At 67.2% G+C, this 16,832-nt stretch carries 15 protein-coding genes; 5 read left to right on the top strand and 10 right to left on the bottom strand.

Annotation, left to right across the window (positions count from 1 at the left end):
- Positions 1 to 36: 36 nt before the first annotated feature.
- Positions 37 to 1,551 carry an acetyl-CoA hydrolase/transferase family protein gene (locus tag QP457_RS02185; protein WP_205405459.1) on the bottom strand — a complete coding sequence of 505 codons (1,515 nt, stop codon included), beginning with the start codon at positions 1,549 to 1,551 and terminating at the stop codon, positions 37 to 39.
- Between the two features lie 375 nt (positions 1,552 to 1,926).
- Between QP457_RS02185 and glnE the strand changes: the two genes are divergently transcribed.
- Positions 1,927 to 4,722: a bifunctional [glutamate--ammonia ligase]-adenylyl-L-tyrosine phosphorylase/[glutamate--ammonia-ligase] adenylyltransferase gene (gene glnE / locus QP457_RS02190; protein WP_205405460.1), complete on the top strand. Its 2,796-nt coding sequence runs from the start codon at positions 1,927 to 1,929 to the stop codon at positions 4,720 to 4,722.
- Positions 4,723 to 5,159: 437 nt separating this feature from the next.
- Here glnE and QP457_RS02195 read toward each other — a convergent pair whose 3' ends face one another.
- The 6 genes from QP457_RS02195 to QP457_RS02220 all read right to left on the bottom strand — a co-directional run bounded on the left by QP457_RS02195 (position 5,160) and on the right by QP457_RS02220 (position 9,017).
- Complete coding sequence (locus QP457_RS02195) at positions 5,160 to 5,720, bottom strand: queuosine precursor transporter (RefSeq protein WP_025878224.1); 561 nt, start codon at positions 5,718 to 5,720, stop codon at positions 5,160 to 5,162.
- Between the two features lie 74 nt (positions 5,721 to 5,794).
- Positions 5,795 to 6,310, bottom strand: a complete 516-nt coding sequence (locus QP457_RS02200) for a hypothetical protein (protein WP_205405461.1) — start codon at positions 6,308 to 6,310, stop codon at positions 5,795 to 5,797.
- A 33-nt stretch (positions 6,311 to 6,343) separates the two neighbouring features.
- Positions 6,344 to 6,835: a hypothetical protein gene (locus tag QP457_RS02205; RefSeq protein WP_205405462.1), complete on the bottom strand. Its 492-nt coding sequence runs from the start codon at positions 6,833 to 6,835 to the stop codon at positions 6,344 to 6,346.
- An 18-nt stretch (positions 6,836 to 6,853) separates the two neighbouring features.
- Complete coding sequence (locus QP457_RS02210; protein ID WP_205405463.1) at positions 6,854 to 7,702, bottom strand: DUF2145 domain-containing protein; 849 nt, start codon at positions 7,700 to 7,702, stop codon at positions 6,854 to 6,856.
- Between the two features lie 57 nt (positions 7,703 to 7,759).
- Complete coding sequence (locus tag QP457_RS02215; protein WP_100460003.1) at positions 7,760 to 7,978, bottom strand: hypothetical protein; 219 nt, start codon at positions 7,976 to 7,978, stop codon at positions 7,760 to 7,762.
- Between the two features lie 79 nt (positions 7,979 to 8,057).
- Positions 8,058 to 9,017, bottom strand: coding sequence for a mitochondrial fission ELM1 family protein (locus QP457_RS02220; RefSeq protein WP_205405464.1), 960 nt, complete (start codon positions 9,015 to 9,017; stop codon positions 8,058 to 8,060).
- 122 nt (positions 9,018 to 9,139) lie between these two features.
- On the opposite strand from QP457_RS02220, the gene QP457_RS02225 reads away from it, so the two are divergent.
- Both QP457_RS02225 and QP457_RS02230 read left to right on the top strand, forming a co-directional pair.
- Entirely contained in the window at positions 9,140 to 9,730 is a 591-nt protein-coding gene (locus tag QP457_RS02225) for a malonic semialdehyde reductase (RefSeq protein WP_205405465.1), read from the top strand.
- 85 nt (positions 9,731 to 9,815) lie between these two features.
- A complete protein-coding gene (locus tag QP457_RS02230) occupies positions 9,816 to 10,523 on the top strand; it encodes a YceI family protein (protein WP_205405466.1) in 708 nt (235 codons plus the stop codon).
- A gap of 149 nt (positions 10,524 to 10,672) precedes the next feature.
- On the opposite strand, the gene QP457_RS02235 is transcribed toward QP457_RS02230, so the two are convergent.
- Positions 10,673 to 11,074 (bottom strand): hypothetical protein, encoded by a 402-nt coding sequence (locus QP457_RS02235; protein WP_205405467.1) that lies wholly within the window; start codon positions 11,072 to 11,074, stop codon positions 10,673 to 10,675.
- Positions 11,075 to 11,165: 91 nt separating this feature from the next.
- On the opposite strand from QP457_RS02235, the gene QP457_RS02240 reads away from it, so the two are divergent.
- The gene (locus QP457_RS02240) at positions 11,166 to 11,987 is read left to right on the top strand and encodes a hypothetical protein (protein ID WP_205405468.1); all 822 of its coding nucleotides are present in this window, start codon (positions 11,166 to 11,168) and stop codon (positions 11,985 to 11,987) included.
- 92 nt (positions 11,988 to 12,079) lie between these two features.
- Here the strand turns inward: QP457_RS02240 and QP457_RS02245 are convergent, their stop codons facing one another.
- Positions 12,080 to 12,877, bottom strand: coding sequence for a siderophore-interacting protein (locus QP457_RS02245; RefSeq protein ID WP_099821376.1), 798 nt, complete (start codon positions 12,875 to 12,877; stop codon positions 12,080 to 12,082).
- Positions 12,878 to 12,937: 60 nt separating this feature from the next.
- On the bottom strand, positions 12,938 to 13,498 hold the full coding sequence (locus tag QP457_RS02250) for a PadR family transcriptional regulator (protein ID WP_205405469.1): 561 nt from the start codon (positions 13,496 to 13,498) through the stop codon (positions 12,938 to 12,940).
- 637 nt (positions 13,499 to 14,135) lie between these two features.
- On the opposite strand from QP457_RS02250, the gene aceE reads away from it, so the two are divergent.
- Complete coding sequence (gene aceE / locus QP457_RS02255; protein ID WP_100554575.1) at positions 14,136 to 16,823, top strand: pyruvate dehydrogenase (acetyl-transferring), homodimeric type; 2,688 nt, start codon at positions 14,136 to 14,138, stop codon at positions 16,821 to 16,823.
- The last annotated feature ends 9 nt before the right edge of the window (positions 16,824 to 16,832 follow it).

Consider the following 16,832-nt stretch of genomic DNA (forward strand, 5'->3'; position numbering starts at 1 on the left):
AGAGCCGAGCCATGCTCGGCTCCACAGAAGCGGGCGTCAGCCCTTCATCGTGCCCGTATCCAGCCAGCGCTGGTGCCACGACAGCGCTTCCGGCAGCAGGTGCGGGGTGTGCTTGCCGTAGCTCTCGCGGCTGGCGCGGTCGAAGTAATCCTGCAGCTGCGCGCGGAAATCCGGGTGCGCGCAGTTGTCGATCAGCACCTGCGCGCGCTTGCGCGGGGTCAGGCCACGCAGATCGGCCAGGCCCTGTTCGGTCACGATCACCGACACGTCGTGCTCGGTGTGGTCGACGTGGCTGGCCATCGGCACGATCGCCGAAATGGTGCCGTTCTTCGCCGTCGACGGGCTCAGGAACGCGGACAGGAAACCATTGCGCGCGAAGTCGCCCGAACCGCCGATGCCGTTCATGATCCGCGTGCCCATCACGTGCGTCGAATTGACGTTGCCGTAGAGGTCCACTTCGATCATGCCGTTCATGCCGATGCAGCCCAGGCGGCGCACCAGTTCCGGATGGTTGGAGATTTCCTGCGTGCGCATGATGATGCGCTCGCGGTAGAAATCGATGTTTTCCTTGAACGTCTCGTTGGCCTGCGGGCTCAGTGCGAAGCCGGTGCACGAGGCATAGCTCAGCACGCCGTCGCGCAGCAGGTCGAGCATGCCGTCCTGGATCACTTCGGTGAACGCGGCCAGGTCGCGGAAGCCGCTCTTGGCCAGGCCGGCCAGTACCGCGTTGGGGATGTTGCCCACGCCCGACTGCAGCGGCAGCAGGTTGGCCGGCAGGCGGCCGCGCTTCACTTCGTGCTGCAGGAACTCGATCAGGTGCGCGGCGATCTGCTCGCTGGTCGCATCGATCGGGCTGAACGGGCTGTTGCGGTCAGGGCCATTGGTGCGCACCACGGCCACGATCTTGTCCGGGTCGCAGCGCAGCGCGGTCTCGCCGATGCGGTCGTTGGCATTGACCAGCGGAATCGGCTTGCGGTGCGGCGGCAGCGCGGTGCCGTAGTAGATGTCATGCATGCCATCGACGCCGGCCGGCTGCCACTCGTTGACCTCGATGATCACCTTCTTGGCCAGGTCCAGCCAGGTCTTGTTGTTGCCCAGCGAGGTGGACGGCACCAGCGAACCATCCTCGCGGATGGCCGAAACCTCGATCACGGCGGTATCGATCTCGCCGTAGAAGCCGAACCAGACGTGCTGGGCGACGTGGCTGAGGTGGATGTCGATGTAGTCCAGCTTGCCCTCGTTGATGCGGTTGCGCGCATCCGGGTCGCTCTGGAACGGCATGCGCATGGCGATGCCATCGGCCTTGGCCAGCGCGCCATCCAGTTCCGGCGCAGTGGAGGCACCGGTCATCAGGCTGATCTGGAAGGGCAGGCCCTGGGCATGCGCCGATTCGATGCGGCGGGCCAGTTCCACGGGAACGGCCTTGGGGTAACCGGAGCCGGTAAAGCCGCTCATGGCCACGGTTTCACCGGGCTGGATCAGCGCGGCTGCGGTCTCGGCGGAGACCACGCGGTCACGAAGACGCGCGTTGGCGATGCGATCAACAGTCATGACGACAGCGTTTCTGGGGGGAATCCCGATTATCGGCCATCCCCTGCCGTACGGGGGGTTCTACCTTCGTGGAATGGTGTTTCCGGCAACGCCTCTCCCATACCCGTCAGTTTTGTTTTGCAGTGCAGCGTGCAAAGTACTTTCGTACACCGCACGATGGCCCTGCATCCCGACGTGGGGGAGGGAGCAGAGCCCGCTGGCAGTTCGCTGCAAGCGGGCTTTTTTATTGCCTGTCGTCCAGTATGAATACGCGGTTTGCACTATTGGTAGTGCCGGCCGCTGGCCGGCAACCCCGACAACCTTCGGCAGGATCGCAGCAACGGGTCACAGCCCTTCGCCGTTGGCAAAGGGATCCGACCCCGCGAGAATCAGGGCATGACCCTCGCCCCCGCCGAATTGCCCGCCACCCTGCAGCCCCTCGTCGACCGCGCGCTGACGCGCCTGACCCAGGCAGTGCCCGATCCCATCCCGGCCAAGCTGCAGCCGATGCTGGTGCAACTGGCGGTCAGCAGCGACTTCGCCATGGATACCCTGGTGCGCCAGCCCGGCCTGTTGGCGCAGCTGTCCGCGCCGGGCTGCCCGCCGCTGCCGGCGCCGGTGCTCGACCCACTGCAGCCCAGCGACTGGCCGGCACAACTGCGGCGCTGGCGCACGGCGATGTCGACCCGCTTGATCTGGCGCGACCTGGCCGGGCTGGATGACGTACCGCAGACCCTGGCGGGCGCCACCGCGTTGGCCGAGGACTGCCTGCGCTTGGCGCTGGACGCCCTGCAGCAGGAGTTCGCCCAGCGCCACGGGGTGATTGCCGATGACAACGGCCGACCGCAGCAGCTGGTGGTGTTCGGGCTGGGCAAGCTGGGCGGTGGCGAGCTCAACTTCAGTTCCGATGTCGATCTGGTCTACGCCTACGTGCAGGGCGGTGAATCCGACGGTCCGCGCGCGCTGGCGGCCGAGGAGTACTTTGCCCGCCTCGGTCAGCGCTTGGCCAAGCTGCTGGATGAAACCACCGTCGATGGCTTCAGCCATCGCGTCGACCTGCGCCTGCGTCCGTTCGGCAGCGCCGGCCGCGTGGCGCTGTCGTTCGCAGCGATGGACCAGTACTTCCAGCGCGAGGGCCGCGACTGGGAGCGCTATGCCTGGTTGAAGGCGCGCGCCGTGGCCGGCGACATCGCGGCCGGCGAGGCGTGGCTGCAGACCCTGCGTCCGTTCGTGTACCGCCGCTACCTGGACTTCACCGCGCTCGATGGCCTGCGCGAAATGAAAGCGGCGATCACCGCCGAAGTTGCGCGCCGCGAGATGCACGACGACATCAAGCGTGGCGCCGGAGGCATCCGCGAAATCGAGTTCCTGTGCCAGGCACTGCAGCTCATTCGCGGTGGCCGCGAGCCGGTGTTGCGCGAGCGGCGGCTGCTGGTCGCGCTGGATGCGCTGGTCGCCGCCGGGCAGATCGCCAGCGATGATGGCGCCGCGTTGCGCGAGGCCTACCTGTTCCTGCGCCGGCTGGAAAACCGCCTGCAGATGCTGCGCGATGCACAGACCCATGTGCTGCCATCCGATGTGCTGGATCGCGAACGCATTGCCATCGGCCTCGGCTATGCCGATTGGGATGCGCTGCGTGCTGCATTGAGCGTGCAGCAGCAGCGCGTCAGTACCGAGTTCGCTGCGCTGCTGGCACCACGCAAGGGCCAGGCCGCGCCGGATGCGCTGGCCAATTACTGGCGCAGCCTGCCCGAGGGCAGCAACGCGCCGCTGCTGGCCGAGGCGGGGTTCCTCGATGCCAATGGCGCCGACCAGTCACTGCGCGATTTCGCCCAGGGCACGGGCGTGAAGTCGCTGTCCGATGCAGCGCGTGCGCGGCTGGACCGCGTACTGCCAGCACTGCTGCACGCCGCCACCCGCTCACCGCAGCCCGACGCCGCCCTCAAGCGCGTGCTCGGCCTGCTGCAGGCAGTGCTGCGCCGTACCAGCTATCTGGCGCTGCTGGACGAGCAGCCCAGCGCGCTCGCGCGCCTGGTCGACGTGCTCGCACGCAGCGCATTGCTGGCCGAACGCCTGGCCGCGTATCCGCTGCTGCTGGACGAACTGCTGGACGTGCGCGTGTCCGGGCCGATGCCCGATGCGGCCGGCATGCTGGCCGAATGCCAGCAGGTGCTGCCGGTGGAAGATCCCGAATCGCAACTGCGCTGGCTCAATGAGACGCGGCTCGCCCTCAGTTTCCGCATGGCCATGGCCACGCTGGATGGCCGCCAGGGTGCGGTTGACAGCACCCGGCAACTGGCCGAACTGGCGCAGGCGGTGGTCATCACCGTGCTGGCGATGGCCGAGGCGGATATGCACGCCGCGCACGGCGCTATCGCCGGCGGCCGCTTCGCGATCATCGGTTACGGCAGCCTGGGCGGCCTGGAGCTGGGTTTCGGCTCGGATCTGGACCTGGTGTTCCTGCACGATCACCCGGCGGGTGTGGAAGCGAGTGATGGCGCCCGCCCGCTGGAGCCGGGCCGCTGGTATGCGCGCCTGGCCCAGAAGGTGATGGCGCTGCTGGCTGCGGTCACCGCCGCCGGGCGGTTGTACGACATCGACGTGCGCCTGCGCCCGGACGGTGGCAAGGGCTCGCTGGTGTCTTCGCTGGCCAGTTACACCGAGTACCAGCGTGATCGCGCATGGACCTGGGAGCACCAGGCGCTGGTACGCGCACGCGGCGTGGCCGGCGATGCCAGCCTGCTGCAGGATTTCGAACAGGTACGTGCGCAGACGCTGGGCCGCGAACGTGATCGCGCGACGCTGTACGCCGATGTGCTGAAGATGCGCGGGCGCATGCGCACCGAACTGGACCGCAGCGATGCCGCACGGCTCGACCTGAAGCAGGGCGCAGGCGGCGTGGTCGATCTGGAATTCCTGCTGCAGACCGGTGTGCTGGCGCGCAGTGCGCAGACACCTGCGTTGCTGCAGCCGCGTGCCACGCCGGCGTTGATCGACGCGTTGGCAGCGGCGGGATTCCTGCCCGACGCCACCGCACAGGCGCTGCATGGCGCGCACGCCACGCTGCTGGAGGTAGGGCTGGCCTGCACGCTGGATCGCAGGCCGCGGTTGGCGCCGACGACGCCGGCCATCGAAGACGCGTGTGCGGCGATCAGCGCCGCGTGCATCGCCGCGGAGCTACCGTTCGGCTGAGTGCAGGTGGTGTGGATGCCAACCAAGGTTGGCACCTACCGGGTGATGGCCTGCTGTTGGCATCCACCGTGCGATGGCTTGCTGTTGGTAGGTGCCAACCTTGGTTGGCACGCTGTTGCCGGCGCCATGAACGCTGACGGATTGTGCCAACCAAGGTTGGCAACTATCGGGCGAAGGTCTGCTGTTGGCATCCACCGTGCGATGGCTTGCTGTTGGTAGGTGCCAACCTTGGTTGGCACGCTGTTGCCGGCGCCATGAACGCTGACGGATCGTGCCAACCAAGGTTGGCAACTACCTGGCGAAGGTCTGCTGTTGGCATCCACCGTGCGATGGCTTGCTGTTGGTACGTGCCAACCTTGGTTGGCACGCTGGTGCCGGCGCCAGGAATGCTGACGAAGTGTGCCAACCAAGGTTGGCACCTACCAGTGCAACGGTGGTCAGCCGGCGGTCCGCAGCGGCGCCATCTTCCACAGCAGCGCGCGGAACGGGGCCAGCAGGCATACGCCGATCGCCAGCTTTACCGCCAGGTCGCCCGCGGCCCAGCTCACCCACGGCAGGGTGGAACCGGCGAAGGCGATCGACCAGAAGATGGTGGTATCCACCGTCGCGCTGCAGGTGGTGGCCACCATCGGCGCGCGCCACCAGCTGCCACGGCGCAGGCGGTCGAACACGGTGATGTCCAGCAGCTGGGCCACGATGAAGGCCGAGCACGAGGCGATCGCAATGCGCGGCGTCGCCACCCACACCGACAGCAGCACCGCCACCGCAAAACCAATCCACGCCACGCGGCGGGCCGGGCCCGGGCCGAAGCGGCGGTTGATCAGGTTGCTGACCAGAAACGCGACCGGATAGCTGAAGGCGCCCCAGGTCAGCCAGTCATTGATCGGGTACTGCACCAGCACGTTGGACAGCAGCACCACCGCGCCCATGGCCAGCACCGCCAGCACCAGGGCGCGGGCGGTCAACGGGGCAAAAACAGGCGCAGGACGCACGGACATGGCGAGCCAGGGGAAAAAGGGGATCGCCCATTATCCGCCCGGCCCGCCGCAAAGCCAAAAACGGCCGTTCAGCTTTACAGCTGCTCGCTCAGCGCGTCGCCGGCCGCATAGGCCGTGGGCACATAGGCCAAGGCCTTGCCGTCGCTGTTCTTCACCGTCCAGCCGGCACCGGCATCGGTCGGGTCGAAGCGCACCTGCTGGCCGACCACGAAGCCGGCCACCGGGTCTTCGCCCTCAATCGCCGGCCACTGCAGGGTCGCGGTCTGGTCGGCCTTGTCCGGCACCTGCAGCTGCACCTGGCGCTCGCCGGCGGCGGTGGTCGCCACCTGCTTCACTTCCATCGGTGGCAGCGGCACCGCTGGGGTGCGCTCGGCGACCTTGCCATTGCGCTCGCTGGCCTTGAACGGCGCCTTGGACAGCGCGGCCAGGCCCATCGAGGTGGCCAGCGGAACCGACACCACGATCAACGAAGTGACCAGCACGCTGGCCTGGCCACTGTTGAGGTGCGGGGCGGCACCGGCGTGCACGGTCGGCACCGTCAGGGCCGAGAGCAGCAGGGCGGCGGCGGGGGCGCGCAGGGAACGAAGCATGATGACCTCCTGGTCGGAAAGAGAAGCAGCGGCTCAGCGCTGCGTATCGAAAAGATCGCGTGGACCGGTGGCCTCGGGCAGGTATTCCAGCGGCCGGCCCTGGTTGTCGCTCACCTGCCAGCCGTTGCCCGATCCGGTGGGTTGGAAGTTCACCGTCTGGCCCACGTTGAACTGCACGGCCGGGTCGCCGGGGCGCTTGGGCCATTGCATGGAGGCGGTGCTCTGCGGGTTGCTGGTGTCCTGCAGCAGCACCTCGCGGCGACCATCGACGGTGGTGGAAATGGCGCTGACCTGCATCTGCGGTAGCTTCACCGCGCCCTGGCCCGCGGGCACGCCGGTTTCTTCGGCTTCTTTGGCCGCCGCCGCTTGCGCAGCTGCCGCCATCGGTGCGGACATCTCCAGGCTCGGCCCTTCGGGCACGCTGTTCTGGATGATCACGATGCGGCGCTCGGCATGTGCCGGCGCTGCAGACAACAGGCTGCCGCACACAAGCACGGCCAACGCGGAAAACTGCAGGTTGCGCATCATCTTCCCCTTGCCAGGTCAGGGCGCAGCGGCGGCAGTGTCGGCCGTCGCGTGCGCAATGGTCAGTTCCTGCTGCAGCTGGCTGCGCTGGTGCAGGAAGTCGAATACCGATTCCACCGTCACCACCGAGTAGTTGCCGGAAATACGTTCACTGGCCGGATGGTCGGTGGTGGTGGCGTTGGCCACGAACAAGCGCGCCCCAACGCGCTTGCCCAGGCCGATATGCAACACGCTGGGCTGGAATTTCTGCGCGCGCAGCCATTGCTGCGCCTGTTCGCGCTTGACGATGACCGGGCCACCTTCAGCCTGCGCCATTGCCGCGGCCAGCACTTCCAGGATCCACTGGTTGGAATTCTGGAAGTCGGTGGCGAACGGATAGGCCACGACGTTGTACTTCGATTCGTGCAGCGCCTTGGGCTGGATCGCCGGTGCTGCCAGCATCCGCTTCAGTGCCAGCTGCAACGCCGGTGGCGGCACGCCGATGCGCAGATCGGTATGGGTGCCGCTCTCGCCGACGAAATTGCCCAGGCCCTCGCGGTACAGCTGCGAGCTGTCGGTCTTGCAGCGGTTGAGCAGGTGCATCGCACGCCAGCGGCCGTCGTCTTCGCGCAGCAGGAAGGCCAGGTGGCTGTGGCGCAGGCCGTAGCGGCTCAGGTCCTGGCCACCACGCGCGGCGATCACCACGTCCACGTCGGGCAGCGCATCCAGGCGCTCGGCCGTGGTCCACGCCACATCGAACATCGCCGCCTGTGCGGCCACGCTGGGGTAGCGCTCCAAGCAGGTGCCGCTGTCGGCCCATGCCGGCGCGGTGGCCAGCAGGCCCATCAACAACAGCAGGCCGCAGCGCAGGCGATGCAGACGTTCCATGTATACCGCTCCAGACGCGGGCAGGCCCGCGCGCCGATCATACCCGCATCGCTGGAATCAGCGCTCCACGCCCTTGCGCCGCAATTCCTTGTCGCAGGTATCGCTGATCGGCGCGATCGGCAACGGCGGGCGCTCGTTGCGCGGATTACGCAGCGCCGGCTGCTCGCGGTAGGCATCCAGCTGCTGCTGGCAGGCGTGCGACAGCGGATCAAGTTCGGTGGGGGTGGTAGAGCAGGCCGCCAGCAGGGCCAGCGGCAGCAGAAGCAGGGTACGCATGGGGACATCCAGTCCGAGGGGGGAGGCTGGACTCTAACTGCGCCGACGGATCGAAATGTTCAAAAAGCGCTGGACGGCATCACCCCAACGCCAGCCGCGCTTTGACCTCGGCGGCAATCCGCGCGGTCTCGCGCAGCGGTTCGATGCGGTCGTACTGCCAGTCCAGCCAACGTGGCTGCAGGCGCCCACGCTCGTGCAGCTGCTGCTGGAAGCGCGCCAGCCGTCCCTGCGCGGTATCGGCCAGGGCCACCATCACTGGCATGCGCGTGGCGCTGGCCTCGGACAGCAGGTTCACCGAATCGGGCGACACCACTACCCGGTTGGCCCAGCCGAGCAGGCCGGCATACGGGTTCACGCCATCGCCGCCATCGCCCCAGATCACATGCGGCAGGTCGGCGAACTTCGCGCGCAGGATCTCGGCCAGCGCCGGCGGCGTGCGCCGCGAAGTGGTCGCCAGCAGGCTGCCACCCTCGCTGCGGATCTGTTCGGCCAGCGCCTGGAACACGTGCACCATCGCCGTCTCATCCCATGGTGCCAGCGGCGTCGGGCCGCCCACCAGCAGCGCGGTGCGCGGGCCGGGCAGGGTGCTGAAGCTGGCGAACGCGGCGCGGCCCAAGGCCAGCCAATCATCGTCCACCGGGTTCAGGCTGCCGATCAGGGTCAGCACGTTGCTGCCGCGCAGGGCGTCATGCTCGGGCACCACCACCACGTCCCAGTGGCGGCAACCGATGCGCGGGTCGAGGATCTGCACCACCTGGCTGCCGCGCGCACGCAGCACGCGCAGCGCTCCGGCGGCCTGGCGGCCACAGCCGATCGCCAGCGCAGGCGCTTCGGCAGCGAGGGACGCAAACGCCTCGCCGTAGCCGTTCACATCACCGGGCAAGCGCCGCGGCGACAGCCAGCGCCACGGCGCGCGGGGTTGCAGTACCAGGGGGCGGTGGCTGCCCAGGCGCAGCGCCGTCGCCAGCGCGACCGCCTGGCGGACATTACCGGCACGGCCATCGGTGACCGTCCATGGCGTGCTCGATCGTTTCACCATTGGCATTAATTCGTTTCAATCCTGCTGGGTGTTGCAACAGTCGCGACACTCTACACTGCGGATCGACGTTTCGCCCCGCGCCGCCCGCGGGCACTGACCTTAGCCGCCCTGGAGATCCACCGATGTCCCACGCGCTCGACGCTGCTGCACTGGACCAGTTGTTCCGCACCGCCCGCACCCAGAACGCCTTCCTCGACAAGCCTGTCGAAGACGCGCAGCTGCACGCTCTGTACGACCTGCTGAAGTGGGGCCCGACCGCCGCCAACGGCAGCCCGGCGCGCTTCGTGTTCGTGAAGTCGGCCGAAGCCAAGGCCAAACTGGCACCGGCGCTGTCCGAAGGCAACCACGACAAGACCCTGGCCGCCCCGGTCACCGTCATCGTGGCCTTCGACCAGGACTTCCACGAGAAGCTGCCGTACCTGTTCCCGCACACCGATGCCAAGGCCTGGTTCGACGGCCCGCGCGAAGGCCGCCACGAAGGCGCGTTCCGCAACGGCAGCCTGCAGGGTGCCTACCTGATCCTGGCCGCACGCGCGCTGGGCCTGGATGCCGGCCCGATGTCCGGCTTCGACAATGCCAAGGTCGATGAAGCGTTCTTCGCCGGCACCAGCATCAAGTCGAATTTCCTGGTCAACCTGGGGTACGGTGACGATTCGGGCCTGTTCCCCCGTCTGCCGCGTCTGTCCTTCGACGAAGCGGCGCGCATCGCGTAAGTCGCTGTATCGGTTTCGGGCCCGCCCGCCGTGGCGGGCCATTGCTGCACTGTGTTCCCACCCTACGATCCGGAGAGTTCCTGAGATGAGCGCCACCCGTAAACTGCTGCTGCCGTTGGCCCTGACCCTGGCCATCGCCGCCTGCTCCAAGCCGGCCGACACCGCCGCCCCGGCCGCCGATGCTGCTGCCCCGGCCACCACCGAGCAGGCTGCCACCGCCCCGGCCGCCGATGCCGCTGCTGCCCCGGCGGCCGCCGCCATCACCATCGCCTCGGGCACCTACAAGCTCGACCCGACCCACACCGACGTGCTGGCGCAGTGGAGCCACTTCGGTTTCTCCAACCCGAGCGCGCACTTCGGCAACGCCGAAGGCACCCTGGTGTACGACGCCACCGACGTCACCAAGTCCACCGTGGAAGTGAAGCTGCCGCTGAGCGGCCTGAACAGCTTCACCGCCAAGTTCGACGAGCACCTGAAGAGCGCCGACTTCTTCGACGCTGCCAAGTTCCCGGCCGCCAGCTTCAAGAGCACCAAGGTCGAATCGGCCGGCACCAACAAGCTGACCGTCACCGGCGACCTGACCATCAAGGACATCACCAAGCCGGTGACCCTGGATGTGACCGTCAACGGCGGCGGCGAGCACCCGATGGCCAAGGTTCCGGCCGCCGGCTTCGATGCCACCACCACGATCAAGCGCAGCGATTTCGGCGTCGGCGCCTACGCCCCGAACGTCAGCGATGAAGTGAAGATCCGCATCACCACCGAAGCCACCGGCGAGAAGCCGGCTGCTTGATGCAACATCCCGCTCACTCGTCGTGAGAAGGCAGAAGGCCCGCTGAAAAGCGGGCCTTCTTTTTTGCGTGCTCCGGTAGGTGCCGACCTTGGTCGGAACACAATCAATCCGCAGGCCAACCAAGGTTGGCCACTACCGGGTATGCGCGCTCAGCGCAGCGTACCCAGCCACGCGGCCGACGCTTCGCTCGGGCTCTGCTTGGCCTTCACCGTCAACCCGCTCGCGCGCACGAACGTCTGCGCGGCCTGTGCCACCACCTGGCGGGCGATCAGCGCGGCCTGCCGGGTAGACGCCTGCTGCTTGCGCAGCTGCACGATATGCACCGACGGGCGACCCACCGGCGCGTACTTCTGGTCGCGGCGCAGGATGTCGGCCACCTGTGCCACTTCTTGTTCGGCCTGCAGGTAGCGGTGCTGTGCCTCGACCAGCTCACGCAGCGGTGCGCGCGCCGCAGCCGGGTCGGCGAAGGCAGACAGCACTGCGTCGCAGGCGCTGTCGTCGGCCAGGCGGGTACGCAGCGTGTCCACGCCGCTCAGGGTCAATTTGCCCACGTGGGGCCTCGTTGGTGCAGGAAAGGAGCGCGATTGTCGCATGGGGTCGCGGTTACCATGGCGGCCGCACTGAACCACGGAAGACAACACCATGCAGGAAGCGCAGTACTGGCTTGGCGAATTCTGGACCGGCCTGAGCGTGCTCGATCTGATCGGCGGCAGCGTGCTGGGCACCCTGTTGGGGCTGGCGCTGGGCATCTTCGCCTGGCGCTGGCTGCATCGGCGCGGTTGGCTGCGGCGACAGCGAGGTTGGCACCACGGGCTGCTGGCCTCGTATGTGGTGCTGCTGCCGTTGCTGGTCGCGTTCTTCGGCCTGCAGCTGGGCTTCACCGCCGGCGCGCACCGCGCGCTGTTCAAGCAGCTCGATCACTTCCAGCCACACCTGCAGACGATGGTGGAAGGGTGGAGTAGCGGCTTCACCGCCTCGCTGGAAGACGAGCGCATGCGTGCAGCGCTGCAGAGCCAGGGCACGGTGGGGGATGTGGCAGATTCGCTGGCCGCGATCTACCTGAGCGAGCATCCGTTGCCCGGCGTGGATCGCTTGGGTGACGGGCCGATGGCGCGCGGCGTGGGCTGGGTAATCGGCAAGGTGCGCGCCGGGCTGCTGCGCGCGATGGTGGAAGACACGCTGATCGACAAGGCCGGCACGGTCGGCCTGGAGCCGAAGATGGTGCGCGAGGCGTTGACCATGCGCATCGACGAACTGCTGCATACGCGCGGCGTGCTGCGGCTGGTGAAGGCGCAGATCAACGGCATGATGCCGGGCGTGTACCTGGGGTTGCTGTTGCCGCTGGCGATCATCGCGCTGCTGCTGGCACTGGAGATCTGGGCCGCGCACCGGTTCGGGTGGGTGCGTGGGGCTGCGCCCCGCGCTCCTGTAGAGCCGAGCCCGTGCTCGGCTCATCGCGCGTAGCGCGAGGGCGAATAGAACAGCAGCCGAGCATGGGCTCGGCTCTACATGGTCAAAGGCGTGCGGACCAACGGTCCGCACCTACCGTTCTGCGGTCAATCGCCGTCCTGTTCGTCCGGGTGCGCCTTCCAGTAACCGGTCGAGCGGATCCAGTCACGCGGCACGCCCAGGTGCCCTTCGATGAACTTGCGCATCATCCGTGCGCGGCGCGATTCGGTGGCGATCCAGTAGAACGCATCGCCGTCCGGGGCCTCGAAGTCGGTCAGCATGTCTTCCAGCAGCGTGCTGCTGGCCGCCGGGAAGCCGTTGCGCTCCAGCCAGTGGATGCGCACGTTCTCGTACTGCGGCAGGTCCTGGCGCTCGTCCTCGTCGGCCACTTCGATGTACGCCTGCACCTGCGCGCCTTCGGGCAGCACGTCCAGCCAGCGGGCGATGGCCGGCAGCGCGGTCTCATCGCCAATCAGCACATAGGCGTCGTAGCTGTCGGCCACCACGAACGAACCGCGCGGGCCGCCGATCACCAGCGTGTCGCCGGCCTGTGCGCGCTCGGCCCACGGCCCGGCAATGCCCTGGTCGTGCAGCACGAAGTCGATGGCCAGTTCGCCGGTTTCGTGGTCCCACCAGCGCGGGGTGTAGTCGCGCGCCGGCGAAGGCTGCTTGCCGTCCGGGTAGCTGCGGCCCTCGGCGGTCAGCACCGGCAGCACCATCTCGCCGCTGGCGTTGGGGAAGAACAGCTTGATGTGGTCGTCGGCGCCGGGCGAATCGAAGCCGGCCAGGTCGTCGCCGCCCAGCACGATGCGGCGCATGTGCGGGGTGACAGTCTCGGTGCGCAGCACCGTCAGTTCACGGAAGCGCACATCCAGGCGCAGGCGCGAGTTGTGATGTTCGGTCATGGGGGTACCTGTGGGAAGGTCGCGCGGGGGCGCGCGGCATGGGGGAAGACCTGGCTGGATTCAGTCTGGCTGGGTCGTAGAAAAGGGAGAGGACACGTTGCCGGCCTGGCCATTGATCAGCGCCGACGCGCGCGACAGCAGCGCCGCCACCTGCTCGGCTTCACCGTCGGCCCAGCGCCCGTGGTGGTGCACCAGCGCCAGCTTGAACTCGCGCAGCGCAGCGGCCAGCGGCGCCGGCAACGATGCCTTGGTGATCTCACGGGCGCGGTCGAACGCGCGTCGCTGGGCCAATCGCACCTGGGTGCGCTGCACCTTCAGCTCGAACTCGCCCGCAGTGGTGATGCGGAACACACGGCGGCCGTCCACCTCTTCCGACGCCACCCAGCCGGCCTGCTCGAAGCTGGCCAGCAGCGGGTACATGGTGCCGGCACTGGGGGTGTAGGCCTGCATGAACATGGTGCTGATGTGCTGCATCAACTCGTAGCCGTGGCGCGGCTGCTCGCCGATCAGCGCCAGCACCAGCAGGCGCAGGTCGCCACGGCTGAGCACGCGCGGCTGGCCGTTGCGGCGGGGTACCGCGGTATCGTCGGTGCGGCTTTTGGGGGAGGGGGAGCGACCCATTTCGATATATCGGTAACGTGTGCCGCAAACGATATATCGATAAGCCGGACCCGACAAGTACGGTTTCGGCCACAACGCTTGCCAGATCGGGCCATGCAGCCAGCTACTGCTAGGGCTGAAGGGGAGGGTTGCGTGCGGCGCAAGCCACCGTTGCGCGGCCTGACATCCGTATCGGGCCACGCAACGGCGCTGCGGGTTTTCGCCCCGGGCGGGGCGCAGCAGACGAGCGGCGAACCGCGGGAAGGGGCCTGCTCGCCGCCAACCGTGCGCAGCTGCCCCGTCCGCGTCGAGAGGCGCGCGCGACACGTTGTCGCGGGTTCAGCGGCAGCCCGTCAGACAACGCCGACACGGCGCCGGCCTTGCCCCACAACGGTCATCCGCAGCAGTAACACTGCGTCCTGCGCATGGGCGCAGCAGGCCGCAGGCGACAGCTGGCGCAGCCCTTGCAGGCAGCCATAGCGGCCTGCAGCAGTGCTTTGTCCCGCCGGTGGACGTCCCGGGACATGACCATGCAGACAGGGGTGGCCTGCCTCCATACGCCAGCGTAGCCAAGTGACGAAAGCCCTTGGTGCGCTACACTTTGCGGTCTAGAAATCTATCAACAGTCGCGCGCGTGCGTGCGGTAATGGGAGCGCTAATGAACTGGTTGAACGAGGTGCTGAACAACGACCCGAATCCTGTGGAAACCCAGGAGTGGATCGAGTCGTTGAAGGCCGTTATTGATGTCGAGGGCCCCGAGCGCGCGCATCAGCTGCTGGAAGGCATGGTGGAACTGACCCGTCGTTCGGGTGCCTATCTGCCGTTCTCTCCCACTACCGAATACGTCAACACCATCGAGCCGCAGCTGGAGGCCAAGAGCCCGGGCAACGCCGAACTGGAATGGCGCATCCGTTCGATCATCCGCTGGAACGCGATGGCCACCGTGGTCCGCGCCAACCGCAAGCCGGGTGACCTGGGCGGCCACATCGCCTCGTTCGCCTCCGGCGCAACGCTGTACGACGTGGGCTTCAACCACTTCTGGCGCGCTCCCAGCGAGAACCACCCGGGCGACCTGCTGTTCATCCAGGGCCACAGCGCCCCGGGTATCTACGCGCGTTCCTTCCTGGAAGGCCGCATCAACGAAGAGCAGCTGGACAAGTTCCGCATGGAAGTGGACGGCGGCGGCCTGTCGTCGTACCCGCACCCGTGGCTGATGCCGGAATACTGGCAGACCCCGACCGTGTCGATGGGCCTGGGCCCGCTGGCCGCCATCTACCAGGCGCAGTTCATGCGCTACCTGGAAAACCGTGGCCTGATCGAGAAGTCCGACCGCAAGGTGTGGTGCTTCATCGGCGACGGCGAGAGCGACGAGCCGGAAACCCTGGGTGCCATCGCGCTGGCCGGCCGTGAAGGCCTGGACAACCTGATCTTCGTGGTGAACTGCAACCTGCAGCGCCTGGACGGCCCGGTGCGCGGCAACGGCAAGATCATCCAGGAACTGGAAGGCGTGTTCCGTGGCGGCGGCTGGAATGTCATCAAGCTGCTGTGGGGCGGTTACTGGGATGCCCTGCTGGCCAAGGACACCAACGGCGTCCTGAAGAAGCTGATGATGGAAACCGTCGACGGCGAATACCAGAACTGCAAGGCCTTCGGCGGCGCGTATACCCGCGAGCATTTCTTCGGCAAGTACCCGGAAACCGCTGCGATGGTGGCCGGTCTTTCCGACGACGACATCTGGCGCCTGAACCGTGGTGGCCACGACCCGCACAAGGTGTACGCCGCCTACCACCAGGCCGTGAACACCAAGGGCATGCCGACCGTCATCCTGGCCAAGACGGTCAAGGGCTACGGCATGGGCAGCGCCGGTGAGGCACTGAACCCGACCCACCAGACCAAGAAGCTGGACGACGAAGCGGTGCGCCACTTCCGCGACCGCTTCAACATTCCGGTGACCGACGCGCAGCTGGCCGACGGCCAGGTGCCGTTCTACCACCCGGGCCCGGATTCGCCGGAAGTGCAGTACCTGCAGGAGCGCCGTGCGTCGCTGGGTGGTTACCTGCCGCAGCGCCGCCGCAAGGCCGAAAAGAGCTTCAATGCACCGAAGCTGGAAAGCTACGAGCGCCTGCTGAAGAGCAGCGGTGAGCGCAGCTACTCCACCACCATGGCCTTCGTGCAGAGCCTGAACATCACCCTGCGCGACAAGGAACTGGGCCCGCACATCGTGCCGATCGTGGCCGACGAAGCCCGTACCTTCGGCATGGAAGGCCTGTTCCGCCAGATCGGCATCTACGCCCCGTTCGGCCAGAAGTACAAGCCGGTCGATGCCGACCAGCTGATGTTCTACCGCGAAGACCAGAGCGGCCAGGTGCTGCAGCAGGGCATCAGCGAGCCTGGCGCGATCAGCTCGTGGATGGCGGCCGGTACCAGCTACTCGGTCAGCAACGTGCCGATGCTGCCGTTCTATATCTACTACTCGATGTTCGGCTTCCAGCGCGTGGGCGACATCGCCTGGCAGGCCGCCGACATGCGTACCCGCGGCTTCCTGCTGGGCGGCACCGCCGGCCGCACCACGCTGAACGGTGAAGGCCTGCAGCACGAAGATGGCTTCAGCCATCTGGTGGCCGGTGGCATTCCGAACGTGCGCAGCTACGACCCGACCTTCGGCTTCGAAGTGACGGTGATCCTGCAGCACGGCACCAAGGCGATGATGGAAGATCAGATTGACGAGTACTACTACGTCACCCTGATGAACGAGAACTACACCCACCCGGAAATGCCGGAAGGCGCGGCCGAAGGCATCGTCAAGGGCATGTACCTGCTGACCGACGCCGGCAAGCCGAAGAAGGGCGAGTTGCGCGTGCAGCTGCTGGGTTCGGGCACCATCCTGCGCGAAGCCATTGCCGCGGCCGAGCTGCTGGACAAGGACTTCGGCGTGACCGCCGATATCTGGAGCTGCCCGAGCTTCAACGAACTGCGTCGCGATGGTTTCGACGTGGAGCGTGCCAACCGCCTGCATCCGGAAGGTGAGCAGCGCAAGGCCTACGTGACCGAGCTGCTGGAAGGCCGCCAGGGCCCGGCAATTGCCGCCACCGACTACGTGCGTGCGTATGCGGATCAGATCCGTGCGTTTGTGCCGATGTCGTACACCGTGCTGGGTACCGATGGGTTTGGCCGTTCGGATACGCGTGCGAACCTGCGTCGGTTCTTTGAAGTTGACCGGTACTACATCGCGCATGCCGCGATTGCGGCGCTGGCGAAGGACGGGAAGATGACGGCTAAGGATGTGGCGCGGGCGATCAAGCAGTACAAGATTGATCCGGAGAAGGCTAACCCTGTTGGGGTTTGATCTGAGACT

The organism is Stenotrophomonas sp. As-7, assembly GCF_030291015.1.
In the GTDB taxonomy this organism is placed as follows: domain Bacteria; phylum Pseudomonadota; class Gammaproteobacteria; order Xanthomonadales; family Xanthomonadaceae; genus Stenotrophomonas; species Stenotrophomonas lactitubi.

Bases quoted from the DNA above. Each gene is read 5' to 3' on its own strand.
- QP457_RS02185 (WP_205405459.1), bottom strand. From the start codon at position 1,551: ATGACTGTTGATCGCATCGCCAACGCGCGTCTTCGTGACCGCGTGGTC.
- QP457_RS02220 (WP_205405464.1), bottom strand. From the start codon at position 9,017: ATGGTGAAACGATCGAGCACGCCATGGACGGTCACCGATGGCCGTGCC.
- QP457_RS02225 (WP_205405465.1), top strand. From the start codon at position 9,140: ATGTCCCACGCGCTCGACGCTGCTGCACTGGACCAGTTGTTCCGCACC.
- aceE (WP_100554575.1), top strand. From the start codon at position 14,136: ATGAACTGGTTGAACGAGGTGCTGAACAACGACCCGAATCCTGTGGAA.
- QP457_RS02210 (WP_205405463.1), bottom strand. From the start codon at position 7,702: ATGGAACGTCTGCATCGCCTGCGCTGCGGCCTGCTGTTGTTGATGGGC.
- QP457_RS02200 (WP_205405461.1), bottom strand. From the start codon at position 6,310: ATGCTTCGTTCCCTGCGCGCCCCCGCCGCCGCCCTGCTGCTCTCGGCC.
- QP457_RS02240 (WP_205405468.1), top strand. From the start codon at position 11,166: ATGCAGGAAGCGCAGTACTGGCTTGGCGAATTCTGGACCGGCCTGAGC.
- QP457_RS02245 (WP_099821376.1), bottom strand. From the start codon at position 12,877: ATGACCGAACATCACAACTCGCGCCTGCGCCTGGATGTGCGCTTCCGT.
- QP457_RS02205 (WP_205405462.1), bottom strand. From the start codon at position 6,835: ATGCGCAACCTGCAGTTTTCCGCGTTGGCCGTGCTTGTGTGCGGCAGC.
- QP457_RS02250 (WP_205405469.1), bottom strand. From the start codon at position 13,498: ATGGGTCGCTCCCCCTCCCCCAAAAGCCGCACCGACGATACCGCGGTA.
- QP457_RS02195 (WP_025878224.1), bottom strand. From the start codon at position 5,720: ATGTCCGTGCGTCCTGCGCCTGTTTTTGCCCCGTTGACCGCCCGCGCC.
- QP457_RS02230 (WP_205405466.1), top strand. From the start codon at position 9,816: ATGAGCGCCACCCGTAAACTGCTGCTGCCGTTGGCCCTGACCCTGGCC.
- QP457_RS02215 (WP_100460003.1), bottom strand. From the start codon at position 7,978: ATGCGTACCCTGCTTCTGCTGCCGCTGGCCCTGCTGGCGGCCTGCTCT.
- glnE (WP_205405460.1), top strand. From the start codon at position 1,927: ATGACCCTCGCCCCCGCCGAATTGCCCGCCACCCTGCAGCCCCTCGTC.